Here is a 25,863-nt window from a genome sequence, read left to right on the forward strand (position 1 = left end):
CGGTCCCGGCGCGTCGTCGCGGATGACGGGTGTCGAACGAGGGGTGTCGGACGAGCCCGGTCGGACGAGGGGGCTCAGACCAGGGGGTCAGACGAGGGGGGCTCCGCTGCCCGCCAGGACCTCGGGGCGCAGCAGGTCGGCGAGTCGCTCGGCGGGCAGCAGGCCCTTCTCCAGGACGAGTTCGGCGACCCCACGGCCGGTGGCGAGGGCTTCCTTGGCGATGTCGGTGGCCGCCGTGTACCCGATGTGCGGGTTGAGGGCGGTGACCAGGCCGATGGAGTTCTCGACGCTCGCGCGCAGCACCTCGGTGTTGGCGGTGATGCCGTCCACGCAGCGCTCGGCGAGGGTGAGGCAGGCGGCGCGCAGGTGGGTGATGGACTCCGACAGGGAATGCAGGATGATCGGCTCGAAGGCGTTGAGCTGGAGCTGTCCGGCCTCGGCGGCCATGGTGATGGTGACGTCGTTGCCGATCACCTCGAAGGCGACCTGGTTGACGACCTCGGGGATCACCGGGTTGACCTTGCCCGGCATGATGGACGAACCGGCCTGCACGGGCGGCAGGTTGATCTCGCCGAGGCCGGCCCGCGGCCCGGAGGACAGCAGCCGCAGATCGTTGCAGCTCTTGGAGAGCTTGACCGCGACACGCTTGAGCACGCCGGACATCTGGACGAACGCGCCGCAGTCCTGGGTGGCTTCGACGAGGTTGGCGGCGGTCACGAGCGGGAGCCCGGTGATCTCGGCGAGGTGACGGCGGGCGGCCTCGGCGTATCCGGCGGGGGCGTTGAGGCCGGTGCCGATGGCCGTGGCCCCCAGGTTGATCTCATGGATCAACTGGACTGCCTCGTCAAGACGGTTGCGGTCCTCGTCGATCATGACGGCATAGGCCGAGAACTCCTGACCGAGCGTCATGGGGACCGCGTCCTGCAACTGTGTACGGCCCATCTTGAGCACGTCGCGGAACTCGACGGCCTTGCGGGCGAAGGAGTCCTGGAGAACGGCCATGGCCTTGAGCAGGCCACGCACGGCGAACACGGTCGCGACCTTGACCGCGGTGGGGTAGACGTCGTTCGTCGACTGGCCGAGGTTGACGTCCTCGTTGGGGTGCAGGTGCCGGTACTCGCCCTTCGCACGGCCGAGCAGTTCCAGCGCGCGGTTGGCGACGACCTCGTTGGCGTTCATGTTGGTCGAGGTGCCCGCGCCGCCCTGGACGACGTCGACGACGAACTGCTCGTGCAGTTTCCCCGCGCGGATCTCACGGCAGGCGGCGACGATGGCGGCCGCCTTGTCCGGCGCGAGCAGGCCGAGCTCCTCGTTGGCAAGGGCGGCGGCCTCCTTGACGGCGGCGAGGGCGTCGATGAGGTGCGGGTAGGCGGAGATCGGCGTCCCGGTGATGGGGAAGTTCTCCGTGGCGCGCAGGGTGTGGACGCCCCAGTACGCGTCGGCCGGGACGTCCCGGTCTCCGAGCAGGTCGTGTTCGCTGCGGGTGACGGCGGCGGTCATGAGGGTGCGGCCTCTTTCCGAGGGTGAGGGTCGAGTGGAGCGGGTGTCGTCCGGTGCCGGTGCGGGAAGGCGGCCGGCTCGGGCGGTACGGGGTGACGCCCGCCCGAGCCGGCCGACGCACCCGCCCGGCGGTGACCGGACCGGTGGTTCAGGGTCGGCCGCGCGAGGTCTGATCGCGGTGCGAGGACCGCGCGTGGGGTCCGGCGGAACGCCGGTGACCACCGCGCACACCCGGTGGTCACCGGAGACTGTCAGGCGCAGGCGCGCACGGTGACCGGGTCCAGCGCGCGGACCGGGCGGACGCGGCCGACCGGTTCGCCGCCGCCGAGGAGGGGTTCGCCCGCGAACTCGGTGAGCAGGGCGGGGTCCACACCGGCGCGGACGAGGGCGGCCGCGGTGACCGGGACGCGGGCGCGGTTCGCGCCGTCGGAGATCTTGACGGCGACGGCTCGGCCGTCCGGGAGCGCGGCGACCTCGACGCCCTCGAAGCCGTCCTTCGCCAGCAGGCCGGGGACGGCCCGCATCAGCGCGGCCACGTCCCGGCCGGAGCCGGACGCCATCTCGGCGTGCTCGCGCATCGCGTCGGCCACCCGCGCCTCGGGGGTGCCGGGCGCGGAGGCGGTGACGCGGGCGGCGGCCCGGGCGAGGCCGTGCAGGGAGACCGAGAACAGGGGGGCGCCGCAGCCGTCGACGGTGACCCGGGCGATCCGCTGTCCGGTGAGGTCCTCGACGATCTCGGCGATCGCCTGCTGGAGCGGGTGCCCCGGGTCGAGGTAGTCGTCCAGGGACCAGCCGTTGAGCCTGCAGGTGTACAGCATGGCCGCGTGCTTGCCGGAGCAGTTCTGGGCCAGGCGGGAGGGCGCGCGGCCCTCCCGTATCCACCCGTCGCGGACCACCGGGTCGTACGGCAGGTCCGTGACGTTGCGCAGGTCGTCCTCCGAGACGCCCGCCAGCTCGAGGATCCGCCGGGTCCCGGCGAGGTGACGTTCCTCGCCGGAGTGGCTGGCGGCGGCGAGCGAGAGCAGCTCGCCGTCGAGCGGCAGCCCGGCCCGGACCATGGCGACGGCCTGGACGGGCTTGAGCGCCGAGCGCGGGTAGAAGGCGGCCTCGACGTCGCCGAGCTGGAGCTCGATCTCGCCGCCCGCGCCGAGGACGACGACGGAGCCGTAGTGGATGCCCTCGGTCACCCCGCCGCGGACGAGGTGGGCGACGGGGGTGTGGAGGGGTTCGCGGATCGCGGGGGCGTCGGCGAGGGAACTGCTGTACATCACTGCCTGCATCACTGGTGGGTGGTCGGCGGCCGGCGCCGGGGTCACGCGTCGGCCTTGGCTGAGGTGCGCGCGAGGCTGCGGCGGATGGCGTACCACCCGGCGACCAGCGCGGCGACGATCAGCGGCAGGCACAGCACGGTGGTGCGTCCGGCGCCGCCGTCGGCGTACATGAGGACCAGGACCGAAGCGAGGAAGAACAGGGTCACGAGTTCGGTCCAGGGGGAGCCCGGCAGCCGGTAGTCGGGCCGGGTCAGTTCGCCCTTCTGGGTCTTCTGCCAGAAGAGCAGGTGACAGATCATGATCATGCCCCAGGTGGAGAGGATGCCGATCGCCGCGAAGTTCAGCACGATCTCGAAGGCGTCCGCCGGGACCACGAAGTTGAGGCCGACACCCAGCACACAGATACCGCTGGTGAGCAGGATGCCGCCGTACGGGACCTGACTGCGGCTCATCACGCCGGTGAACTTCGGCGCGGAGCCGGACATCGCCATGGAGCGCAGGATGCGGCCGGTGGAATACAGGCCGGAGTTGAGCGAGGACATGGCCGCGGTCAGGACGACGAGGTTCATCACGCCGCCCGCGGCGGGGATGCCGATGTTGGAGAGGACCGTCACGAAGGGGCTCTCGCCGGACGTGTACTTGTTCCACGGCAGCAGCATCGACAGCAGGACCACCGAGCCGACGTAGAACAGACCCACGCGCCACATGATCGAGTTGATCGCCTTCGGCATGATCTTCTCGGGGTTCTCGGTCTCACCGGCGGCGACGCCGACCAGCTCGACGGAGGCGTAGGCGAAGACGACGCCCTGGATGATCAGCAGCATGGGCAGCAGACCGCTGGGGAACACGCCGCCGTTGTCGGTGATGAGGGACGGGCCGGGGGTGGCGCCGTCCACCGGGTGCTGCGTGACCAGCAGGAAGATGCCGATACACATGAAGATCACCAGCGCGCTGACCTTGACGATGGCGAACCAGAACTCCAGTTCGCCGAAGATCTTCACCGAGATCAGGTTCACGGTGAGGACCACGGCCAGGGCGATGAGCGCGATCACCCACTGGGGTATGTCGGAGAACATCCCCCAGTAGTGGGTGTAGGTGGCCACCGCGGTGATGTCGGCGATGCCGGTGGTGGCCCAGTTCAGGAAGTACATCCAGCCGGCCGTGTACGCGCCCTTCTCGCCCATGAACTCGCGGGCGTAGGACACGAAGGCGCCGGAGGAGGGCCGGTACAGGACGAGTTCACCGAGGGCGCGCACCACGAGGAAGGCGAAGACTCCGCAGACCGCGTAGGCGATGAAGAGGGACGGGCCGGCGTCGGCGAGCCGTCCGCCGGCGCCGAGGAAGAGTCCGGTGCCGATGGCGCCGCCGATGGCGATCATGTTGACGTGGCGGGACTTCAGCGACTTGCTGTAGCCCTCGTCTCCGGCGTCGACGTGACGGGTCGAGGGGCGCGTCTCGTCTTTGAGGTGCTGGTCGCTCACGCCGCGGGTCCGCCTTCCAGGGGAGTGTCCGTGCGCGGGGCGCGCACGATGTCGGTGAGGGTCGTCTCGACGCGGTCGAGGTGGTGGCTCATGGCCTCCACCGCGTCGGGCTCGGAACCGTCGATCAGCGCCTCGACGATCGCCCGGTGCTCGCGGTTGGACTGCTCGCGCCGTCCGCCCAGCTCGTTGAGGAAGGCCGACTGACGCGCCAGTGCGTCCCGGATCTCCTCGATGACCCGGCGGAACACCGGGTTCTGGGCGGCCTCGGCGACGGCCAGGTGGAAGAGGGTGTCCATCGCGACCCACGCGGTGGTGTCCGTCTCCCGCTCCATGCGGTCCAGCAGATGCGCCAGGTGGTCCAGGTTCTCCGGGGTGCGGCGCAGCGCCGCGTACCCGGCGACCGGGACCTCGACGTGCCGGCGCACCTCGAGCAGGTCGCTGGCCGCGTAGTCGCCGAAGGTGGGGTCCTCCACGGTGTTCGCGATCACAAAGGTGCCTTTGCCCGTCTTGGCGACGGTCAGGCCCATCGTCTGCAGGGCGCGCAGGGCCTCCCGCAGGACGGGCCGGGACACCTCGAGGGTGCGGCAGAGCTCAGCCTCGGAAGGGAGCTTGTCACCGATGGCGTAGCGGCCGCGCTCGATGGCGCCGCGGAGGTGGGTGAGGACCGCTTCCATCGCGCTGATGCGCCGCGGCCCCTCTCCACCTGTCTGGCTGTCTGACAGGTTCACGGGAGTGATACTCCGGGTGCGCGGCCGTCGCTGTCAAGACATGCCCTGAAACAGAAAGTTCAGGGGGCGGGGAGCCTGAAAGGCACCTTCCCGCCCCCTGAGGGGGATGACGAGGGATTCCCCGACCGGCCGCCGACCGGCTCCCGGGGACCGGTCAGCTGTCGAGGACCCCGGCGGCCAGCAGCCCGAACAGGGCCACGCCGACGACGAGCCGGTAGATCACGAACGCGTTGAAGGAGTGCTTGGCGACGAACTTCAGCAGCCAGGCGATGGAGGCGTAGGCGACCGCGAAGGACACCACCGTGCCGACGGCCAGGGGCGCCGCGCCGGCGCCCGTGCCCAGGGCGTCCTTCAGCTCGTAGATGCCGGCGCCGGTCAGGGCGGGGATGCCGAGGAAGAACGACAGCCGGGTGGCGGCCACCCGGTCCAGGTCGAGCATGAGCGCGGTGGACATGGTGGCGCCGGAGCGGGAGAAGCCGGGGAAGAGCAGCGCGAGGATCTGGGAGCTGCCGACCAGCATCGCGTCCTTGAACGAGGTGTCGTCCTCACCGCGCTTGTGCCGGCCCATCTGGTCGGCCGCCCACATCACACCGCTGCCGACGATCAACGAGCCCGCGACCACCCACAGCGAGGCCAGCGGGCCCTCGATGAGCGGCTTGGCGGCGAGGCCCACGACGACGATCGGGATCGTCGCGTAGATCACCCACCAGGCGAACTTGTAGTCGTGGTGGTGACGCTCCTCACGGCTGCGCAGCCCGCGGAACCAGGCCGTGACGATCCGCACGATGTCCTTGCGGAAGTACACGAGCACGGCGGCGATCGCCCCGACCTGGATGACGGCCGAGAACCCGACGACGGCGTCGTCGTCGACCTTGATGCCCATCAGGCCCTCGGTGATCTTCAGATGGCCGGTGGAGGAGACGGGGAGGAACTCGGTCACTCCCTCGACGGCTCCGAGGACGACGGCTTGGCCGACGGAGATGGCGCTCATGGAATCCAGTTCTGAGGAGACGAATCGGTCGACAGCGTTGTAGACGCTCCGGTGTCGTACACAGTCCTACCAGGCGTGGAGCCGGCCGGACCGCCTACGACCACGCCCACCGGCCTATCGCGACCCCGGCGAACGCGGCCCCGAGACCCACCGCCACACTCGCGACGGCGTTGACGGTGGCGTAGAGGCCCGCGCCGGTCTCGGTCAGCCGCAGTGTCTCGTACGAGAACGTCGAATACGTCGTCAGCGCTCCGCAGAAACCCGTCCCCAGGAACAACCGCAGGTCGGGACCGACGGTGGTGGCGCCGGTCAGCACGCCGAGGATCAGACAGCCGCCGATGTTGACGACGAAGGTTCCCCAGGGGAAGAGCGAGTCGCGCCGGGCCTGTACCGCGCGGTCGGTCAGGTAGCGGAGCGGGGCGCCGATCATGCCGCCGACGACGACCACCAGCCAGTTCACAACGACTTCTTACCCTTCATGTCCGGATCGCCCTGGTTCTCGGTCCGGTCCCCGCCCCGGCCGACGTACCGGATGACCTCGCAGCGATCGAGGGTCACCATGCCCTCCGTGACCAGCTCGTCGAGCTCGGGCAGGAAGGCCCGCACCCGCTCCTCGGTGTCCACGACGACGACCGCGACCGGCAGGTCCTCGCTGAGCGACAGCAGCCGGGAGGTGTGGATCAGCGAGGAGGCGCCGAAGCCCTCGATGCCGCGGAAGACGCTGGCTCCCGCGAGACCGGCAGCGCGGGCGCGGTGCACGATCTCCGTGTAGAGGGGCTTGCGGTGCCAGGTGTCGCTCTCGCCGATGAAGACGGTCAGCCGCAGGGCTGCGCCGGTCGGTCTCGTCATCGCCGCCTCCACGATCGCTGCCGCCACAGGAGAACGCGGCGGGTGGCCGTGGCCGCCAGCCGGACCGCGAGGAGCGCCGCGAACAGGGTCGCGGCGAGGTAGGCCAGGGCCGTGCCGGGACGGTCCTCGTCGAACAGCTTCCGGACGTCGACGGCGTATGTCGAGAAGGTGGTGAATCCGCCCAGCACACCGGTGCCGAAGAACGGCCGCACGAGCCGGTGGGCGGTGACCGCCTCGGTGATCACCACCAGGAAGACACCGATCACCGCGCAGCCGACGACATTCACCCAGAAGGTCGTCCACGGGAACCCGCCGGTCTGCGTGGGCCACCACAGGGAGGCCGCGTAGCGGGCGGCGGCACCGATCCCGCCACCGACGGCCACGACGGCGACCACCGGGAGCTGACCCGTCCCGGTGGCCCTCCGTCCTGCGCCGGTGCGGAGGCTCTCGGCCTCCGGAGCTGTCATGTCGTACGTCTCCTGCCCGGTCCGGGACCGTCCCGCCTCATCGGAGTGATCACGACCGGGCACCAGGGTAACGCCGTCTCACTTGGTCACGGGCGCCTCGCAGACCGCGATGCCGCGCTCCCAGAGGCTGCCCAGGACCAGGCGGCCGCCGGTCTCGCAGACGCTGGTGACCATGCGGAACCCGGAGCGGCGGTGGGTGAGGTGGTGGACGATCCGGCCGTCGTCGTCGACCGCCAGCACCCCCGTCGTGCCCGACGGACGGTACGGCGCGTTCACGGCGAGGCGAGCCGCGCGACGGCGTACGGCGGGGCCTGCGCGGTGCAGGAGGTCGAGCGGGGGGACGCGCGGGCCGGCCAGGGCCACCCAGACCGGGCCGTCGGGCGCGCCGCGCCACAGGTTGTCCGGGAACCCCGGCAGCTGCTCGACGAGCGGCTCGGCCCGGCCGGCCCGGGGGCCGGTGAGCTGGTAGCGGGTGAGGCGGCGGGCGCCGGTCTCGGCGACGATCAGGAAGGAGTCGTCGGCGCCGCGCGCCAGGCCGTTGGCGAACTGGAGCCCCTCCAGGACGACTTCGGCCTCCCGGGCGCCGGGTTCCAGGCGCAGCAGGCGTCCGGTGCCGGTGTGTTCGACGAGGTCGCCCATCCAGTCCCGTAGGGGGTGGACCTGGCTGGACACGGTGAAGTAGACGGTGCCGTCGGGCAGCGCGACCACGTTGCTGCAGAAGCGCAGCCGCTCCCCCGCCACCGACTCGGCCAGGACATGGACGTTTCCGGTGCCGCCGTCGGGGTCGACGCGCAGCAGCGCGCCCTCGGCACAGCAGACCAACAGGTCGCCGTCCGGGAGGAGTTCGAGGCCGAGCGGCCGGCCGCCGATCTCGGCGATGTGCTCGACACGGGCCGCGGGCGGGTCGTCCAGACCGTCGATACGCAGGATCCGCCCGTCCGCCACCCCGGTCAGTACCCGCCCTCTGGGGTCGGCGACGACGTCTTCGGGGCCGTGCCCGGGGAGGGTGATGTACCTGAGGGGGACGAGAGGCGTCCGACGGTCCATATGGGCCGCCCTTCCTTGAGGAGGCGGCCATCCTCGCAGGCGGGCACCGTGTCGACAGGCCGTGGCCGTGGTCTTTGCCGGGCCTTTCCGGAGGGTGGACCCTCCGTCCCCTACCGCCCCTTCCCGAAGCCCTTCACCACCCCTTCTCGAACATCCGCGCCACTTCGGCGATGCGCATCTCGTCGCGCCGGTAGTAGGTGCGGCGCCTGATCCGCTTGGCGCGCAGCAGACCGATGCCGGCCAGCAGGCTGAGGTGGGTGCCGGCCACCTGCCGGCGTACGCCCAGCTTGGCCGCGACGACGTCCGCCGTGACGCCGTCCTCGACGAGGTCGCCGTGGCGCTGCGGCGGGAAGTGCCGGGCCGGCTCCTTCAGCCACTCCAGGATCTCCAGTCGCCTCTCACTCACGGGAGTCCTCAGCATCGTCATCCCCTCCGTCCCTGCGGTCGGGCTCCCCCGATACCGCGTCTCCCCACTGTTCCGCAGCCGAGGCCGCCGTGTCCCGCACTCCGCGAGCCTTGGCCGGGATCGAACACCCTTGCCCCACAAGGGCGTTCGGATGGACTGCCGGAAGACGGACGGGGGCCCGGCCGCGCGGTGCGGCCGGGCCCCCGCTCCGGGAGGGAAGGGCGGATCAGCGGTGGCTGAACCACGACATGGAGGACAGGGCCTTGTCGTCGTAGCCGAACAGGGCCTGGTTCTCCCAGCCGTTGCCGGAGCCGGCGTCGGTCGGGTCCCAGCCGTTGCCGGTGACGGCGGTCCAGGTGGACTCCCAGTAGAAGACGCCGAGTCCGCGGCCGTTCGGGACGGCCTCCACGATGCTCGCCACGTCGTTCATCCACCGGGTCTGGCCGGCGACGGAGGCCGGATAGCCGGACACCAGCTCACTGGAGAGGTCGATGATGTTCTCGTGCGAGTCCTCGCTGTCCAGCCGGAAGGGGTACGCCGTCTCGGCGACGAACACCGGCTTGGCGTAACGGGAGGCGGCGTCGTCCAGGGTGGTCTGGAAGTCGGCGAGCGTGCCGTGCCAGTACCCGTAGTACGACAGGCCTATGACGTCGAACTTCACCCCGTTGGAGACGGCGTTGTCGAACCACCAGCGGGTGCCGGCCAGGTCCCCGCCCTTGGCGAGGTGCAGCGCCACGGTCGTGCCGGAGTTGACCGCCTTGACGGCGTCGTAGCCGGAGTTGAGCAGTCCGGCGAGCTGCGACCAGTTGTCGGTGGAGCCCGTGGACCACAGCATGCCGCCGTTGATCTCGTTGCCGACCTGCACCATGTCCGCGGTGGTGCCCTGCGCCTTGAGGGCGTTGAGGACGTCGTAGGTGTGGTTGTAGACGTCCGTCTTCAGCTGGCTGTAGGAGTGCCCGGCCCACGCGGCGGGCACGGTCTGGGCCCCCGGGTCGGCCCAGATGTCCGAGTAGTGGAAGTCCACCAGGAGCTTCGTGCCCTGCGCCTTGATGCGCTTGGCCGCCGCCAGGACCCGCGCCTTGTTGTTGTAGCCGTCGGCGGGGTTCACCCAGACCTTGACGCGCGCGTAGTTCTGCCCGGCGTTCTTCAGGACGGCGAGCGCGTCCTGCGTGGTGCCGGAGCTGTTCTTGTAGACGCCGCCGAGAGCCTCGCTCTTGATGAGCGACGACACGTCCGAACCCTTGATGGACAGGCCGGTGGAACCCGACGAGAAGGTCAGGTCGTCGACGTTGATCCAGTTCCCGGCGTTGGCGTCGGAGTTGATGCTGATCGTGCACTGGTTGTTCGTCACCGCGATGGAGGTGACGATGCGGATCCAGCCGCTCGAGGAGACCGGGACGGCGGTGCGCTGCTCGGCGCTGCCGCAGTTCTTCAACGCGATGTACGCGGAGTTCTGGCCGCCGCCGGAGCGCACCCAGGCGGTGAGCTTGTAGTTCCCGTTGGTGAGCCCGGACAGGTACTGGTACGTCTCGACCTTGTAGGCGGAGGCAGAGTAGTGCGAGAGGCGGTAACTGCCCGCGTGACCACCGGACTCGGTGAAGGAGGCGGAGTTCTGCCCGGCCGCCGAGTACGTCGACCAGCCGGACGGGGTCGCGGTGCCGGCGCCGTCGGTCTCGAAGCCTCCGTTGGTGAGGGTGGTGGCCGCCTGCGCGGTCTGCGCGGGCAGGACGGTGAGGGCGAGCCCCGCGGCGAGCGGCAGCAGCAGGGTTCTGAGTGTGCGTCTGGGATGGAACATCGTCGTCCGTCGTCCCTTCGACGTGATGGATGGGGATTCCCTCGTGCGGTGAGGGACCCCCTCCGCCCGCGGCTCGCGGCTCCACGGGCGAAGGGGGAGTCGGCTCAGCCGTCGAGTCGCACGACCCGTACGGCTCCCGCCGGGACCGCGAGGCGGCCGGCGGCTCGTTCGCCCGTCAGCAGTTCGGTGCCGGAGGTCTCCAGCGGCACCTTGGCGTCGGTCGTGGTGTGGTTGATCGCGAAGAGGTAGCTGCCCGTCTCGCCGGAGCGGCGCACGACCTCCACGTCGTGCGGCAGGTCGGCGCGCGGGGCGATCGCCGCGTCCTCGGCGGCCCGGCCCAGCAGCGTGTCCAGGCCCTCGTGGCCGAGGCGCGTGGAGACGTACCAGGCGGTGCCCTCGCCGAGCCGGTGCCGGGTGACGGCGGGGTGGCCGGCGGTGAGGCCGTCGGCGTAGGTCCAAACGGTCTCGGCGCCGCGCGGCACCACGAACTCCGTCCACACGTCGCCGGCGAGCTCGCTGCCGTCGGGGCCGGTCAGGCGCACGCTCCCGCCCTGGAGCAGCGGTGCGAACTCCTCGACCGTCAGGCCCAGTACGTCGCGGAGCGCGCCGGGGTAGGCGCCCTCGTGGACGGCGTCGTGCTCGTCGACGATGCCGGAGAAGTACGACACGACCAGGGTGCCGCCGTTCGCGACGTACTCCCTGAGGTTGTGCCCGGCCGCCTCCGTCATCAGGTACAGGGCGGGCACCACGACCAGCGGGTACCGGGAGAGGTCGGCCTCGGGGTGGGCGAAGTCGACCGTGAGGTGGCGGTCGTAGAGGGCCTCGTAGAAGGCGTCGGCGCGTTCGCGCGGGTCGGCGTCCTCGCTGGGCCGCCAGTCGAGGTTCTGCGCCCACCAGGAGTGCCAGTCCCACAGGACCGCCACGTCGGCCTCGGTGCGGGTGCCGCGGATCGCGCCGAGCGAGTCGAGTGAGGCGCCGAGTGCGACGACCTCGCGCCACACACGGGTGTCGGTGCCGCCGTGCGGGACCATCGCCGAGTGGAACTTCTCGGCGCCGCGCCGGGACTGCCGCCACTGGAAGAACATCGCGCCCTCGGAACCGCGGGCCACGTGGCCGAGGGAGTTGCGGGCCATCTGGCCGGGGGCCTTGGCGGGGTTGCGCGGCTGCCAGTTGACGCCCGAGGTGGAGTGCTCCAGGAGGATCCAGGGGGCGCCGGCGGCGACGGAGCGGGTGAGGTCGGCGGCCATCGCGAGGTTGACGTGGGTGCGGCGGCCGTCGGTGATCAGGTAGTGGTCGTTGGTGACGATGTCGACCTCCCGGCCCCAGGCCCAGTAGTCGACCGAGTCGCACTGGCTGAGGGCGGTCATGAAGTTGGTCGTCACCGGGAGGCCGGGCGCGAGGCGGTGCAGGATGTCCCGCTCCATGACGAAGTTCTCGCGCATGGTGGCGTCGGCGAACCGCTTGTAGTCCAGTGCCTGCCCCGGGTTGCCGACGGTCGGGGTGGCGCGCGGCGGGTTGACGTCCTCGAAGCTCGCGTAACGCTGGCCCCAGAAGGCGGTGCCCCAGGCCTTGTTGACCGCGTCGATCGTGCCGTACGTCGTCTCCAGCCAGCGGCGGAAGTGGGCGGCGCAGGAGTCGCAGTAGCAGGCGGAGACGGGCACGCCGTACTCGTTGTGCACGTGCCACATCGCCAGCGCCGGGTGGTCCGCGTAGCGCTCGGCGAGGCGGGTGGTGATGTTCGCCGCGGCGGCGCGGTAGTCCGCGTTGCTGTGACATATCGCGGCGCGGGAGCCGAACTCGAAGCGCATGCCCTCGGGGGTCACGGGCAGGGCGTCGAGATGGTCGCGGTAGAACCAGACCGGCGGCGCCACGGTGGGGGTGCCCAGGTCGACGCGGATGCCGTTGTCGTGCAGCAGGCCGATGACTCGGTCCAGCCAGCCGAAGTCGTACTCCCCGGGTGACGGCTCCAGCAGGGCCCAGGAGAAGATCCCGACACTCACCATGGTGACGCCGGCCTCGCGCATCAGCCGGACGTCGTCCTGCCAGACGCTTTCCGGCCACTGCTCGGGGTTGTAGTCCCCACCGAAGGCGAGCCTGGTGAGGCCCTTGGGGCTGGTCTCCGGCATGGATCTCTCCCGTTTAATCGATCATTTGGGAACGTGCACACACTGCGGCGGCGTTCGGATCCCAACATAACCGCACAGCAACAACCATTGACAAGTGTCCGGGATGTTTCTCTACTGTGAACGCTCACAGACAGCAGAGCAGCTTCTCGCGACGGGCGGGGAGCCAGCTCCTGCGATCGCATGGCAGGTTTTCGCACCGGGCGAGAACCCAGGTCAGGGGAGAGATCCATGCCCAACACGAAGCGCCGGCGGCTCTTTGTCAGAGGTGCGGCTGCCACCATCGCCGTCGCCCTCGGCGCCACCGCACTCACCGCCTGCGGCTCGTCCGACGAGGACAGCGCCGAGTCCGGTCCGGTCTCGCTCACGTACTGGACGTGGACGCCCGGCATGGACAAGGTCGTGGACCTGTGGAACAAGGGCCAGGGCAAGAAGGACCAGATCACCGTCACGGTGAAGAAGCAGGCGTCCGGCGACACGCTGGTCACCAAGATCCTCACCGCGCACAAGGCCGGCAAGGCCCCCGACCTGGTCCAGGCCGAGTACCAGGCACTGCCGACGTTGGTCAGCAATGACGCGCTGGCGGACATAGCCAAGAACGTCGGTGACGCGAAAGCCAAGTTCGCCGACGGTGTCTGGCAGCAGACGACGCTGGGCACGGACGCCGTCTACGCGGTGCCGCAGGACATCGGCCCGATGATGTTCTACTACCGCGCGGACCTGTTCAAGAAGTACGGCCTGACGGTCCCGACGACCTGGGAGCAGTTCGCGGCGACCGCCCGGACGCTGAAGGAGAAGGCTCCGGACACGGACCTCACCACCTTCTCCGCCAACGACTCCGGCCTCTTCGCGGGCCTCGCCCAGCAGGCCGGCGCCAAGTGGTGGACCACCTCCGGAGACAAGTGGAAGGTCGGCATCGACGACGCGGCCACCAAGAAGGTCGCCGACTTCTGGGGCGGCCTCGTCAAGGAGGGCGCCATCGACAACCAGCCGATGTACACGCCGGCCTGGAACAAGGCGCTCAACACCGGCAAGCAGATCGCCTGGGTCTCCGCCGTGTGGGCCCCGGGCACCCTGACCACCGCCGCGCCCGACACCAAGGGCAAGTGGGCCATGGCCCCGCTCCCCCAGTGGTCGAACAGCGAGAACGTCACTGGCAGCTGGGGCGGATCCTCCACGGCCGTGACGACGGACTCCAAGCACAAGGAGGCCGCCGCCGAGTTCGCCGCCTGGCTGAACACCGACGGCGACGCCCTCAACGCGCTGGCCAAGGAGAGCGGCATCTACCCGGCCTCGACCTCCGCCCAGCTCAGCGGCGCCTTCACCACCCCGCCGGACTACTTCTCGAACCAGGCGGACTTCTACACCACGGCCGCCAAGATCGCGAAGACCACGGCGCCGTCGGCCTGGGGCCCGAACGTGAACGTCGCCTACACGACCTTCAAGGACGCGTTCGGCGCCGCCGCGAAGGACAAGTCGGACTTCTCCGCCGCCCTGGCCAAGATGCAGGCGGACACGGTCGCCGACCTCAAGAAGCAGGGCTTCGAGGTCTCCGAGTGACCATCGCACGCCGGAGGTCGTACGGGGTCAAGGGGGCCCCGTACGCCTTCCTTGTCCCGGCGACGATCCTCTTCGCCCTGTTCTTCGCGCTGCCCATCGGGTACGCGGTGTGGCTCAGCTTCCGCAAGGTGCGCGTCTCCGGCCTCGGTCTCGGCTCGGGTGCGCGCAAGGAGGTCTGGGCCGGCGTCGAGAACTACACCGACGCCTTCACCGACAGCGAACTGCTCGACGGCGCGCTGCGCGTCCTCGGCTACGGCTGCATCGTCGTCCCGGTGATGCTGGGCCTGGCGCTGCTGTTCGCGCTGATGCTCGACTCCGACAAGGTGCGGCTCGCCCCGTTCACCCGGCTCGCGATCTTCCTGCCGTACGCCATCCCCGGCGTGGTGGCGGCGCTGCTGTGGGGCTTCCTCTACCTGCCCGACGTCAGCCCGTTCTACTTCGTGCTGGAGAAGCTGGGCATGCCGCAGCCGGACCTGCTGGACGGCGGTCCGCTGTACCTCGCCCTGTCGAACATCGCGGTCTGGGGCGGCACCGGCTTCAACATGATCGTCATCTACACCTCGTTGCAGGCCATCCCGGCCGAGGTGTACGAGGCGGCGAAGCTGGACGGCGCCACCCCGACGCAGATCGCGCTGCGGATCAAGATCCCGATGGTGGCGCCCTCGCTGGTGCTGACCTTCTTCTTCTCGATCATCGCCACCCTCCAGGTGTTCAACGAGCCGACCACCCTCAAGCCGCTCACCAACTCCGTGTCCACGACCTGGAGTCCCTTGATGAAGGTGTACCGGGACGCGTTCGGCACGGGTGACATCTACCTGGCGGCCGCCGAGGCCGTGATCATCGCTTTCGCCACGCTGGTGCTGTCCTTCGGCTTCCTGCGGGCCGCGAACCGCCGTACCAGGCGGGACGCCAGTCATGGAGGGGCACGATGAGTTCTCTTGCCGTTCGGAAGGCCCCCTCCGCGGCCGGTGCCACCGGCGTGTCCCGGAACCGTCCGCCGCTGCGCGGCCGGATCGCGCTGGTCCCGACGATCGGGCTGCTGCTGGGCGCCCTGTACTGCCTGCTGCCGGTGGCCTGGGTGGTGATCGCGTCCACCAAGTCCGGCAGCGAGCTGTTCTCCACGTTCACCTTCCTGCCTGGCAGCGGTTTCACCGACAATCTGCACGACCTCAACGCCTACCGCGACGGCATCTACTGGCAGTGGATGGCCAACTCCGCCCTGTACGCCGTGCTCGGCGCGCTGCTGTCCACGTGTGTGTCGGCGTTCAGCGGCTACGCGCTGGCGACGTACCGCTTCCGGGGCCGCGAGACGCTGTTCAACGTGCTGCTCGCGGGCGTGCTGATGCCGCCGATCATCCTCGCCATCCCCCAGTACCTGCTGATGGCGAAGGCGGACCTGACGGACTCCTACTGGTCCGTGCTGCTGCCGCAGGTCCTCTCCCCGTACGGCGTCTACCTCGCGCGCATCTACGCGGCCGCGGCCGTGCCGAGCGACGTGGTGGAGGCCGGCCGGATGGACGGGGCGAGCGAGTGGCGGATCTTCACCAGGGTCGCGCTGCCCATGATGGTGCCCGGCATGGTGACGGTGTTCCTGTTCCAGTTCGTGGCGATCTGGAACAACTTCCTGCTGCCGTACATCATGCTCAGTGACGACGAGAAGTTCCCCCTCACCCTCGGTCTGTTCACGCTCCTCGAACAGGGCGCCAACACCCCGGCGCTCTACACGCTGGTGATCACCGGCGCGTTCCTCGCGGTGATCCCGCTGGTCGCGCTGTTCCTGGTCATTCAGCGGTTCTGGAGCCTGGACCTGCTGTCCGGAGCCGTAAAGTCATGACCATGAACAATGGTGCGGGGGGCCGGCGCAGACCGCCGACCATCCACGACGTGGCGCGTGAGGCCGGGGTCTCGCGGGGCACGGTCTCGCGGGTGCTCAACGGTGGTCACTACGTCAGCCCTTCCGCGGCCGAGGCGGTCAACGCCGCGATCCGCAGGACGGGTTACGTCGTGAACCGGCACGCCCGTTCCCTGATCACCGGCCGTTCCGACTCGGTGGGCTTCCTGCTGACCGAGCCCCAGGAGCGGTTCTTCGAGGACCCCAACTTCAACGTCCTGCTGCGCGGCTGCACACAGGCGCTGGCCGCGCACGACATCCCCCTCCTGCTGATGCTGGCCGGGACCGAGGACGAGCGGCGGCGCATCACGCGGTACATCACCGCCGGGCATGTCGACGGGGTGCTGCTGGTCTCCAGCCACTCCGGGGACCCGATCGCCACGGAGCTGCGCGAGGCGGGCGTCCCGCTGGTCGCGTGCGGCAAGCCGATCGGGATCGGGTCCAAGGTGAGTTACGTGGCCGCCGACGACCGGGACGGCGCCCGGGACATGGTGCGCCATCTGCTGGCGCAGGGCCGTCGGCGGGTCGGCGTGGTCACCGGCCCGCTGGACACCCCCGGTGGTGTGGAGCGGCTCGCGGGCTACCGGGAGGTGCTGGCCGAGGCGGGCGTCGACTACGACGAGCGGATCGTCGTCTCAGGTGACTACAGCCGGGCCAGCGGTGAGGCGGGCGCCGAGCGGCTGCTGGCGCAGGCACCGGACCTCGACGCGGTCTTCGTCGCGTCCGACCTGATGGCACAGGGCGTGCTGACCGCGCTGCACCGGGCGGGCCGGCGGGTGCCCGAGGACGTCGCGGTCGGCGGGTTCGACGACTCCCCGGCGGCGACCGCGGCCAGCCCTTCCCTCACCACCATCCGTCAGCCCTGGGACCGGATCAGCAACGAGATGGTCCGGGTGCTGCTCGCCCAGATAGGGGGCGAGGACCCGGCGGCGGTGATCCTGCCGACGGAGCTGGTGAAGCGGGAGTCGACGTAGCGGACCGGGCGGTGCGCACCGAACCGGTCAGGATCGGAGAAGCCGTCAGCCGCTCCCCGGCCTAGCGTGGGCGGTGCGGGAACACGGACCCGTTCCCGCACCGCCGCACAGCACCGAGGAGAACGCCATGAGCGCCGGCATGCAGACGATCATCTACCCCGTCAAGGACCTCGCCCGGGCGAAGGCCCTGTTCAGCGCGCTGCTGGAGGTCGAGCCGTACGCCGACGAGGCCTACTACGTCGGCTTCAAGGCCGCGGGGCAGGACGTCGGGCTGGACCCGAACGGACACGCCAAGGGCATGACCGGACCGGTTCCGTACTGGCACGTCACGGACCTGCGCGAGCGGCTCGCGGCGCTGGTCGCGGCGGGGGCGGAGCTGCTCCAGGACGCGCAGGACGTCGGCGGCGGCAGGCTGATCGCCTTCGTGAAGGACGCGGACGGCAACCTGGTGGGGCTGCTCCAGGACCCGGCCGCCTGAGGCGCCCGAGGCGCCCGAGGCACCTGAGCAACCGCTTGCACCCGCACTAGTTGCACACTCAATGAATCGCCGTATCGGTGTTACCGTGCACATATGGCAGCGAAGACGGCCGGGGCGGGCCTCGAAGAGCGGTGGCGGGACATCCTGTCGGTGCACGCGCGCACGATGTGCGAGATCGATCGCGCGCTGCACCCGCACGGTCTCGGGGCGAGCGACTTCGAAGTGCTCGACATCCTCGCCTCCGAGGCGCCCCGGGAGGGCGACCAGTGCCGGGTGCAGAACCTGGTCGGACGGGTGCACCTCAGCCAGAGCGCGCTGTCCCGGCTCATCGGCCGCCTGGAGAAGGAAGGCCTGGTGGAGCGTTCCGTCTGCGTGGAGGACCGGCGCGGGGTATGGGTCGCCCTCACCCGCAAGGGCCGCGACCTGCACACCGAGGTACTGCCGCTCCAGCGGGCGGTGCTGGGGCGGATGCTGGCCGAGGCCTAGGCCTCCCGGCTCCCCCGGTCCGCGGGGGAGCCCGATTCGGAAGCGTCCGTGGGTCAGCGGGCCAGCAGCGTGCGGACCCCCTCCGAGGTGAGCGTCAGCGGGTGGTCGCCGGCCGCGTCGATCGACAGGGACAGCTCGCCTGTCGGCCACTGCGCGGCGAGCGCGCCGAGCGGCACGAGTCGGTAGCGGGCGACCTCGGGCAGCAGGTCCGCCATCTCCGGCTCGGAGGTGAACACCGGCACCACGGGCGCGCCACCTGGCTGTTCGAGGACGGGCAGCGCGACCGTGGCCGGGTTGGTGACGTCCTCGTCGATGGCGTCGTCGGGCACGGGCACCAGGACGTCGCAGTGCGCGAGCGTGTCCAGTGCGGCGGTGTTCTCGGTGTCCCGGGCCAGCGCGTCCAGCGCCAGCGCGGCGGGGTTGTTGATGCGGTCGTGCGCGGGTGTCTCCATGACGGTCTCCCCTGGTAGCGGCGGTCCGGCCACGCGTACCCGACCGTCAGACGCTCAATCCCCCGCCGGTCACCGGGGGGCCGACCACCACATGCCCAGCACAGATCCGGACGATCCGTGCGATCCGTGTGATCCATGGAGAGACGGCCCTGAGCCCGCCGGGAATCGGTTACCCAGGCCGTTCCCGTGAGGGGATCCCCCGCCGTTTCCTGAGGGGTTCCCCCGGCCGGCCCGGAACGGGTTCCCTCGACCGGCCCGGAGACGCCCGAACGCCGACGCCGGCCGCGCGACAGCCCTCGCTGCCCGCCGCCACCCTCGCCGCGCACCTCCCCGCGACTCACGGTCCCGGCGCTTCGAGCACCCGGTGGCGCCCCCGCGGCGACGTCACGCGCTCGTCGCCGGGCGCTCGGCGCGGTGACGCGGACCACGCGGCAGCCCCGCCACCAGGTCGGCGAGGGTCCCCGGTCACAGCAGGTCCCGGGAGGGGTGTCGGCGGGCCGACTCGTTCTCCTGCGCCATGCGCCTGAGCGCCATGAGTGCGGGCTCCAGCAGGACGGTCAGCAGCAGCGCGCGTTCGGCGGCCTCCAACGGATCGGCGAGGCCGTCGAGTTGGTCGAGATCGAGGACGGCGGTGCGCTCGGCGAGCCGCGCGTACGGCAGCAGGGTGCGCCGGTCCAGCGGGACGCCGAGGGAGCGCAGCGAGGACAGGGTCTCGGCGAGGGCGGCCCGGGCGGGCGCCGACTCGTGCACGTCCCAGCCCAACTCCTCGACCAGCGCGGCCACTTCGGCGGCCTCCGGGGTCTCCTCGGCGGGTTCGTCGTCCACCCGGAGCGAACCCAGGGCGAGGCCGAGCAGGCGGTGGGTGTCGCCGGTGTGCTCCGCGAGGGCGTCCAGCACCTCGCGGGTGGTGCTGACGGACAACCCCCGGACGCCGGTCAGGGCGCGGATCAGGCGCAGTCGGCGCAGGTGTTGGTCGTCGTACTCGGCCTGGGTCGCCGCCGTCTGCCGGCCGGGCTGGAGCAGGCCCTCGCGGAGGTAGTACTTGATCGTCGTCACGGAGACGCCACTGCGGCGGCTCAGTTCGGAGATGCGCATGCGGTTCGGCTCCGGTTCCTGCGGTTCGGTTTCGGTTCGGCATGGGCCTTGAAAACTGGATACCTTCACTGTCTAACATAGATAGTAGAGGTATCCAATATTCCTTCGCGTCATCGGAGAGAAGGCAACAGCCATGCCCACCCTGCGCTGGACCACCGTCGACACCCCCGCTCCGGACACCGAGGCGTTCGTCATGGCGTCCCGGTTCGAGGTGCGCTCGCTCAAGGACGTGCCGCGCTTCTTCGCCCAGTCCCTCAGGGCCTGGAAGCAGGTCTCCGGCGCGCCCGGCGCCTATGGGGCCTCACTGATCGCCCAGCCGCTGAAGCGCACCTTCTGGACCCTGTCGGCCTGGGAGGACAAGGCCGCGCTGTACACATACGCGCGGACCGAACCGCACAAGTCGATCATGCAGGGGCTGCGGCCCACGATGAAGGGCTCGGTCTTCACGTTCTGGGAGGCACCGACGGCCGACCTGCCCATCGACTGGACGGAGGCCCGGCGGCGCCTCGCCGACCAGGAGCGGGCCGACACCTGAAAACCCTCCCCACGAGGCCTCCCGCCACGGGGGTGCACAGCTGAGCGCGGGCCCGCTTGAATGATCGAAGAACCGGAGGGTTAGCATATGAGCGCCACCTAGCTCGAAAGATAGGCCCGTGACGCTCAACGACGATTCGTTCACCAACTGGAAGAACCGCGAGGAGATCGCGGAGTCGATGATCCCGATGATCGGGAAGCTGCACCGCGAGCGGGACGTGACCGTCCTGCTGCACAGCCGCTCCCTGGTGAACAAGTCGGTGGTCAGCATCCTCAAGACCCACCGGTTCGCCCGCCAGATCGCGGGCGAGGAACTCTCGGTCACCGAGACGCTGCCGTTCCTCGAGGCCCTCACCGCGCTCGACCTCGGCCCGTCGCAGATCGACCTCGGCATGCTCGCCGCGACCTACCGGACCGACGACCGCGGTCTGTCGGTGGCGGAGTTCACCGCGGAGGCCGTGGCCGGCGCCACCGGCGCGAACAAGATCGACCGGCGCGAGCCGCGCGATGTCGTCCTGTACGGCTTCGGCCGCATCGGCCGGCTCGTCGCCCGTCTGCTCATCGAGAAGTCCGGCTCCGGCAACGGCCTGCGACTGCGCGCCATCGTGGTGCGCGGCGGCGGCGAACAGGATCTCGTCAAGCGCGCGTCCCTGCTGCGCCGCGACTCGGTGCACGGCCAGTTCCAGGGCACGATCACGGTCGACGAGGCCAACAGCAGGATCATCGCCAACGGCAACGAGATCACGGTGATCTACGCCGACGACCCGAGCCAGGTCGACTACACGGCGTACGGCGTGCGCAACGCCATCCTCATCGACAACACCGGCAAGTGGCGCGACCGCGAGGGCCTCGCGAAGCACCTGCGGCCGGGCATCGACAAGGTCGTGCTGACCGCGCCCGGCAAGGGCGATGTGCCGAACATCGTGCACGGCGTCAACCACGACACCATCAAGCCGGACGAGCAGATCCTGTCCTGCGCCTCCTGCACCACCAACGCGATCGTCCCGCCGCTGAAGGCGATGGCCGACGAGTACGGCGTGCTGCGCGGCCACGTGGAGACCGTCCACTCGTTCACCAACGACCAGAACCTGCTGGACAACTACCACAAGGCCGACCGTCGCGGCCGTTCGGCGCCGCTGAACATGGTCATCACCGAGACCGGCGCCGCCTCCGCCGTCGCCAAGGCGCTGCCCGACCTCAAGGCGCCGATCACCGGCAGCTCGATCCGTGTGCCGGTGCCGGACGTCTCGATCGCGATCCTCAGCCTGCGGCTCGGCCGGGAGACGACCCGCGAGGAGGTCCTCGATCACCTCCGTGAGGTGTCACTGACCTCGCCGCTCAAGCGCCAGATCGACTTCACCACGGCGCCGGACGCGGTCTCGATGGACTTCATCGGCTCGCGCCACTCCTCGATCATCGACGCCGGCGCCACCAAGGTCGACGGCGACAACGCGATCCTCTACCTCTGGTACGACAACGAGTTCGGCTACTCCTGCCAGGTCGTCCGTGTCGTCCAGCACGTCTCCGGGGTGGAGTACCCGACGTACCCGGCGACGGGCGTCTGAGACCGACCGCGCGAAGAAGGAGTGGGGCGCCCTGGGCCGAGGGCGCCCCACTCCCGTGTGTCAGGCCGACGTCTCCGGGCGGTCGGCCTCGGCCCAGTGGGTGTGGAAGGCGCCGGGACGGTCGGTGCGCTGGTAGGTGTGGGCGCCGAAGTAGTCGCGCTGGCCCTGGAGAAGGGCGGCGGGCAGGCGCTCCGCGCGCAGGGTGTCGTAGTGGGCGAGCGCGGCCGAGAAGGCGGGCACCGGGATCCCACGGCGTGCGGCGGAGGCCACGGTCTCCCGCCAGGGCACCTGCGCGTCCGTGATCTCCATGGCGAACTCCATCTCGCCGAGCAGGCTGACCAGGTCCGGGTCGGCTGCGTACGCGGCGCGGATGCGGTCCAGGAACGAGGCGCGGATGATGCAGCCACCGCGCCAGATCCGGGCGACCGCACCGAGGTCGATCTTCCAGCCGAACTCGCCGGCCGCGTCCTGGATCATCTTCCAGCCCTGGTCGTAGGCGATGACCTTCGAGGCGTACAGGGCGTGCTCGACCTGCGAGGTGAAGCGGGTGGCCTCGGTACGGCTGAGCGGGGGTGTGGTGCCGCCGGGGAGGCCGGCGTAGGCGGCGCGCAGTGCGCTCTGCCCGGAGGCGGCGCGCGCGAAGGTGGCCTGGGCGATGGCGGTGACCGGGGAGCCCAGGTCCAGGGCGGTCTGCACGGTCCAGCGGCCGGTGCCCTTCTGACCGGCGGCGTCGGCGACGATGTCGACGAAGGCCAGGCCGGTGGTGGCGTCGGTGTGGCCGAGGACGTCGGCGGTGATCTCGATCAGGTAGGAGCCGAGCCGGCCCTCGTTCCAGGTGCGGAAGATGTCGGCGATCTCCGCCGGGGTGTAGCCGGCGACCTGGCGCAGCAGGTCGTACGCCTCGGCGATGAGCTGCATGTCGGCGTACTCGATGCCGTTGTGCACCATCTTGACGAAGTGCCCGGCGCCGTCGGTGCCGATGTGCGTGGCGCAGGGCTCGCCGCCGACCTTCGCGCTGATGGACTCGAACATCGGGCCGAGGACGTCGTACGACTCGGTCGATCCGCCGACCATGACGGCCGGCCCGTTCAGCGCGCCCTCCTCGCCGCCGGAGACGCCGGCGCCGACGAAGTGGAGACCGCGCTCGCGCAGGGCCTCCTCGCGACGGCGGGTGTCGGCGTAGTGGGCGTTGCCACCATCGATGATCATGTCGCCGGGCTCCAGGAGCGGGGCGAACTCGTCGATGACCGCGTCGGTGACCGCACCCGCCTGCACCATGATCATCAGCCGGCGGGGGCGTTCGAGCGCGGCCACGAAGTCCGCGGCCGACTCGGCGGGGACGAAGGCGCCCTCGTGGCCGAACTCCTCGACGAGCGCGCGGGTGCGACCGGCGGAACGGTTGTGGACGGCGACGGTGTAGCCGTTGCGGGCGAAGTTGCGCGCGAGGTTGCGGCCCATCACGCCGAGGCCGGTGACGCCGATGGCGGCGGTTGCGTTCACGAGGTACGTCCCTAGGATCGGTGGCGTGGTCGGAGGGGCGGGCGGCCCCCGGTACCCCCAGGTACGGACCGTCGGCCGGTTCTTCTCGATCCGTCACCGATTCCTTGCGACGATCAGCGATTCCGTGAGCCGGTCAGGCCCCGTCGAGCCGTCCCGACCGGCGGGACCGACCGGGTCGCCCGACTCCCTACCGGCGTCGCCAGGGCAGCCCCGCGGGGTCGGCCTCGGTGTTCTCGGCCCGCACCAGGGCCTCGCTGATGGCCTCGCCGATGTCCGCGAACTGGCGCACCTGTTCGGGGGTGAGGGCGTCGAACACCGCCCGGCGGACGGCCTCCACATGGCCCGGGGCGACCTCCTCCAGCAGGGACCTGCCCTGGTCGGTGAGGAAGGCGAGCTGGCCCCGGCCGTCGGCGGGATCCTCCCGGCGATCCACGAGACCGACCTCGCGCAGCCGGTTCACCGCGTGGGTGAGCCGACTGCGGGTGATCTTCAGACGCTGCGCGAGCTCGGACATGCCGAGGGTGCCGTCCGGGGCCGCGGAGAGGTGGGCGAGCACGCTGTAGTCGGCATGTGTCATACCCGCGTCGCGTCGCAGCTGCCGGTTGAGGTGGTCGGCCAGCAGGGTCGAGAACTCGATGTAGGCCAGCCAGGCTCGTCGTTCGTCGGCGTTGAGCCAGCGGGGCGTCGTGGACATGGGCACACCCTACGGGGTGGGCACCTGACCGCCCGGAGAGCCGGAACGGCCGGACCAGCCGGAGGGCGGAACGGCCGGACGAGCCGAACGGCCGGACCCCTTCGTCGGAGCGCGCCGCAGGCAAACGGGGAGGCCGATCTTCGGCAGACCCTTTCCCTGTACGGAACACCGGTACGGAACACCGGCAAGGAACACCGGCCGGCGGAGGCGCCGAAGCCCTCCGCCGGTCGGCGGGAGCGGGCCGGTCAGGTGGTGGCGCAGGCACTGCCGTTGAGCGTGAACGCGGTCGGTGCGGTGTTGGTGGCGCCCTTGCTGCCGATGAAGCCGACGGTGACCGAGCCGCCGGCGGGGACGGTGGACGTGTACGAGGCGGGGGCGACGCTCACCGAGCCGCCGCTCTGGGTGGCGGTCCCGCCCCACATGTTGGTGACGGTCTGGCCGTCGGCGAAGGCGAAGGCCAGCTTCCAGCCGCTGATGGCGGTGGTGCCGGTGTTGCGCAGGGTGATGTCGCCCTGGAAGCCGCCGGGCCACTCCCCCACGACGCGGTAGCCGACGGAGCAGGCCACGGCGGGCGCGCTGCCGGTGGTGACGTTCACCGAGGCGGAGCGGGCGGAACGGTTCCCGGCGGCGTCACGGGCGTAGACGGCGAAGGTGTACGCGGTGTTCGCGGTGAGGCCGGTCACGGTAGCCGAGTTGGTGGTCGAGGCGGCGACACCGGTCTCGGTGGTACCGCTGATCCGTACGACGTCATAGCCGGCGACGCCGACGTTGTCCGTGGCGGCCGTCCAGGAGAGCGTCGCGGAGGTGGCCGTCACCGAGGCGGCGGTCGGGGTACCCGGAGCGGTCGGGGCCTGGGTGTCGCCCGGGGAGCCGCCGCCGAAGATCGTGGCCTCCTCGGCGGTCTGGGCGATGCCGTTGACGCCGCTGAAGATGCGCTGCCCCCATGAACTGAGCTGCGCGGGATCGAAGTTGATCGTCAAGTCGAGGATCGGGTCGGTGTTCCCGCTCCAGGACCAGGCGAGGTAGCCCAGGTCGAGCTGCTGGGCGGTGGCCATCATGGTGTCCTCGTCGGGGTCGCCCCACTGGTCGGCGGGGCCGCCGAACTCGCCGATGAGAATCGGGAGTCGGGCGGAGACGAAGGCGTTCAGATAGTCGGTGATCTCCGCCGCGGTGTCGAAGACGCTGTACATGTGGATCGAGAAGATCAGGTTGCCGGTGGTGTCGGCGGCGTACACGGACTGGGCGTTGGCGCGCATCACGCCCTGCCAGTCCTGACCCCAGTTGGGCGCGTCCACCATGATCGTGTGCTGGAAACCGGCGTTGCGCAGCTTCTTGATCGCGGCGATGGTCGGATCGGTCCAGCCCGCCGGATCCGTGTTGCCCCAGGGCTCGTTGCCGATGTTCACGATGATGTAGTTCTCCTGGCCGGCCAGGACGTCCTTCAGGCCGATCCAGTAGTCGGCCGCCTGGTCCAGCGTGCCGGCGGCGGTGTCCTCGCCGTACCCGGTGGTGTCGTGCACCTCCAGTACGCAGATGAGCCGGTTGGCCTTGCACTGCGCGACGACGGTCGCCACGTCCGACGCGCTGTTCGCGCTCCAGCGGTGGCCGTCGGCGAGGACGACACGCACCGCGTTGGCGCCCATCGCCTTGATGTCGGCGAGGGACTGCTGCGTCCGGCCCGGGTACCAGGTGTGGGCGTGGTTCACGCCGCGCATGACGAAGTCGTTCCCGTTGCTCTCGACCAGCCGGCCGTCGCTGATGTGCAGGCCCGTGGCGAGAGCGTCGGGCGATCGGGTCTGGGCCTGGGCGGCGGCCGGGCAGAGGGCACCGACGAGGACCAGGCCGAGGAGGGCCGCGAGTCCGGTCGACAGCGTGCCCACGGGGTGCGCTCGCGACGCGCTCCGGGTCGTGCTCCTTGCCGTGCGCGCAACCGCACGCACAGCCGTGCCCGTTGCCGTGCGCACAGCTGCGCGCAT

The 25,863-nt window shown here is 70.5% G+C and carries 25 protein-coding genes; 8 read left to right on the forward strand and 17 right to left on the reverse strand.

What is annotated here, in order from left to right:
* Positions 1-87: 87 nt before the first annotated feature.
* The 12 genes from aspA to OG736_RS05475 all read right to left on the reverse strand — a co-directional run bounded on the left by aspA (position 88) and on the right by OG736_RS05475 (position 12,661).
* The gene (gene aspA, locus OG736_RS05420; protein WP_327181402.1) at positions 88-1,500 is read right to left on the reverse strand and encodes an aspartate ammonia-lyase; all 1,413 of its coding nucleotides are present in this window, start codon (positions 1,498-1,500) and stop codon (positions 88-90) included.
* A 251-nt stretch (positions 1,501-1,751) separates the two neighbouring features.
* Positions 1,752-2,768 (reverse strand): asparaginase, encoded by a 1,017-nt coding sequence (locus tag OG736_RS05425; protein ID WP_327187526.1) that lies wholly within the window; start codon positions 2,766-2,768, stop codon positions 1,752-1,754.
* Positions 2,769-2,812: 44 nt separating this feature from the next.
* Positions 2,813-4,252, reverse strand: coding sequence for an amino acid permease (locus OG736_RS05430; protein WP_327181403.1), 1,440 nt, complete (start codon positions 4,250-4,252; stop codon positions 2,813-2,815).
* Positions 4,249-4,926, reverse strand: a complete 678-nt coding sequence (locus OG736_RS05435) for a FadR/GntR family transcriptional regulator (RefSeq protein WP_020126059.1) — start codon at positions 4,924-4,926, stop codon at positions 4,249-4,251. Before OG736_RS05435 ends, OG736_RS05430 begins: the two co-directional genes overlap by 4 nt.
* Before the next feature lie 208 nt (positions 4,927-5,134).
* The gene (locus tag OG736_RS05440) at positions 5,135-5,971 is read right to left on the reverse strand and encodes an undecaprenyl-diphosphate phosphatase (protein ID WP_327181404.1); all 837 of its coding nucleotides are present in this window, start codon (positions 5,969-5,971) and stop codon (positions 5,135-5,137) included.
* Positions 5,972-6,065: 94 nt separating this feature from the next.
* Complete coding sequence (gene crcB / locus OG736_RS05445) at positions 6,066-6,431, reverse strand: fluoride efflux transporter CrcB (RefSeq protein ID WP_327181405.1); 366 nt, start codon at positions 6,429-6,431, stop codon at positions 6,066-6,068.
* On the reverse strand, positions 6,428-6,820 hold the full coding sequence (locus tag OG736_RS05450) for a DUF190 domain-containing protein (RefSeq protein ID WP_327181406.1): 393 nt from the start codon (positions 6,818-6,820) through the stop codon (positions 6,428-6,430). The genes crcB (OG736_RS05445) and OG736_RS05450 overlap by 4 nt, the downstream gene beginning before the upstream one ends.
* Positions 6,817-7,287 (reverse strand): fluoride efflux transporter CrcB, encoded by a 471-nt coding sequence (gene crcB / locus OG736_RS05455; RefSeq protein ID WP_327181407.1) that lies wholly within the window; start codon positions 7,285-7,287, stop codon positions 6,817-6,819. The genes OG736_RS05450 and crcB (OG736_RS05455) overlap by 4 nt, the downstream gene beginning before the upstream one ends.
* 78 nt (positions 7,288-7,365) lie before the next feature.
* On the reverse strand, positions 7,366-8,334 hold the full coding sequence (locus OG736_RS05460; protein ID WP_327181408.1) for an SMP-30/gluconolactonase/LRE family protein: 969 nt from the start codon (positions 8,332-8,334) through the stop codon (positions 7,366-7,368).
* 133 nt (positions 8,335-8,467) lie between these two features.
* Positions 8,468-8,755, reverse strand: a complete 288-nt coding sequence (locus OG736_RS05465) for an ArsR family transcriptional regulator (protein ID WP_327181409.1) — start codon at positions 8,753-8,755, stop codon at positions 8,468-8,470.
* A 211-nt stretch (positions 8,756-8,966) separates the two neighbouring features.
* Positions 8,967-10,535, reverse strand: coding sequence for a glycoside hydrolase family 53 protein (locus OG736_RS05470; protein ID WP_327181410.1), 1,569 nt, complete (start codon positions 10,533-10,535; stop codon positions 8,967-8,969).
* A gap of 104 nt (positions 10,536-10,639) precedes the next feature.
* A complete protein-coding gene (locus OG736_RS05475) occupies positions 10,640-12,661 on the reverse strand; it encodes a beta-galactosidase (RefSeq protein ID WP_327181411.1) in 2,022 nt (673 codons plus the stop codon).
* 228 nt (positions 12,662-12,889) lie between these two features.
* Between OG736_RS05475 and OG736_RS05480 the strand changes: the two genes are divergently transcribed.
* From OG736_RS05480 to OG736_RS05505, 6 genes are all read left to right on the forward strand, one after another.
* Complete coding sequence (locus tag OG736_RS05480) at positions 12,890-14,218, forward strand: ABC transporter substrate-binding protein (protein WP_327181412.1); 1,329 nt, start codon at positions 12,890-12,892, stop codon at positions 14,216-14,218.
* On the forward strand, positions 14,215-15,150 hold the full coding sequence (locus OG736_RS05485; RefSeq protein WP_327181413.1) for a carbohydrate ABC transporter permease: 936 nt from the start codon (positions 14,215-14,217) through the stop codon (positions 15,148-15,150). The genes OG736_RS05480 and OG736_RS05485 overlap by 4 nt, the downstream gene beginning before the upstream one ends.
* Positions 15,147-16,052, forward strand: a complete 906-nt coding sequence (locus tag OG736_RS05490) for a carbohydrate ABC transporter permease (RefSeq protein ID WP_327181414.1) — start codon at positions 15,147-15,149, stop codon at positions 16,050-16,052. The genes OG736_RS05485 and OG736_RS05490 overlap by 4 nt, the downstream gene beginning before the upstream one ends.
* The gene (locus OG736_RS05495; RefSeq protein ID WP_054240731.1) at positions 16,049-17,083 is read left to right on the forward strand and encodes a LacI family DNA-binding transcriptional regulator; all 1,035 of its coding nucleotides are present in this window, start codon (positions 16,049-16,051) and stop codon (positions 17,081-17,083) included. The genes OG736_RS05490 and OG736_RS05495 overlap by 4 nt, the downstream gene beginning before the upstream one ends.
* Positions 17,084-17,210: 127 nt before the next feature.
* Positions 17,211-17,561, forward strand: a complete 351-nt coding sequence (locus OG736_RS05500) for a VOC family protein (RefSeq protein ID WP_327181415.1) — start codon at positions 17,211-17,213, stop codon at positions 17,559-17,561.
* Positions 17,562-17,654: 93 nt separating this feature from the next.
* Positions 17,655-18,047, forward strand: coding sequence for a MarR family winged helix-turn-helix transcriptional regulator (locus OG736_RS05505; RefSeq protein ID WP_327181416.1), 393 nt, complete (start codon positions 17,655-17,657; stop codon positions 18,045-18,047).
* Positions 18,048-18,100: 53 nt separating this feature from the next.
* Here the strand turns inward: OG736_RS05505 and OG736_RS05510 are convergent, their stop codons facing one another.
* Together OG736_RS05510 and OG736_RS05515 are read right to left on the reverse strand one after the other, a co-directional pair.
* Positions 18,101-18,499 carry an SseB family protein gene (locus OG736_RS05510; protein WP_171395427.1) on the reverse strand — a complete coding sequence of 133 codons (399 nt, stop codon included), beginning with the start codon at positions 18,497-18,499 and terminating at the stop codon, positions 18,101-18,103.
* 465 nt (positions 18,500-18,964) lie between these two features.
* The gene (locus OG736_RS05515) at positions 18,965-19,594 is read right to left on the reverse strand and encodes a MerR family transcriptional regulator (protein WP_327181417.1); all 630 of its coding nucleotides are present in this window, start codon (positions 19,592-19,594) and stop codon (positions 18,965-18,967) included.
* Positions 19,595-19,727: 133 nt separating this feature from the next.
* Between OG736_RS05515 and OG736_RS05520 the strand changes: the two genes are divergently transcribed.
* Together OG736_RS05520 and OG736_RS05525 are read left to right on the forward strand one after the other, a co-directional pair.
* The gene (locus tag OG736_RS05520) at positions 19,728-20,129 is read left to right on the forward strand and encodes a DUF3291 domain-containing protein (RefSeq protein ID WP_327181418.1); all 402 of its coding nucleotides are present in this window, start codon (positions 19,728-19,730) and stop codon (positions 20,127-20,129) included.
* A 118-nt stretch (positions 20,130-20,247) separates the two neighbouring features.
* A complete protein-coding gene (locus tag OG736_RS05525; RefSeq protein WP_327181419.1) occupies positions 20,248-21,693 on the forward strand; it encodes a glyceraldehyde-3-phosphate dehydrogenase in 1,446 nt (481 codons plus the stop codon).
* A gap of 60 nt (positions 21,694-21,753) precedes the next feature.
* On the opposite strand, the gene gndA is transcribed toward OG736_RS05525, so the two are convergent.
* From gndA to OG736_RS05540, 3 genes are all read right to left on the reverse strand, one after another.
* Positions 21,754-23,193, reverse strand: coding sequence for an NADP-dependent phosphogluconate dehydrogenase (gene gndA / locus OG736_RS05530; protein WP_054240726.1), 1,440 nt, complete (start codon positions 23,191-23,193; stop codon positions 21,754-21,756).
* A gap of 187 nt (positions 23,194-23,380) precedes the next feature.
* Positions 23,381-23,887 (reverse strand): MarR family winged helix-turn-helix transcriptional regulator, encoded by a 507-nt coding sequence (locus OG736_RS05535; RefSeq protein WP_327181420.1) that lies wholly within the window; start codon positions 23,885-23,887, stop codon positions 23,381-23,383.
* Between the two features lie 245 nt (positions 23,888-24,132).
* Positions 24,133-25,863, reverse strand: coding sequence for a cellulase family glycosylhydrolase (locus OG736_RS05540; RefSeq protein WP_442817003.1), 1,731 nt, complete (start codon positions 25,861-25,863; stop codon positions 24,133-24,135).

The organism is Streptomyces sp. NBC_01334 (genome assembly GCF_035983595.1).
GTDB classification, from domain to species: domain Bacteria; phylum Actinomycetota; class Actinomycetes; order Streptomycetales; family Streptomycetaceae; genus Streptomyces; species Streptomyces coriariae.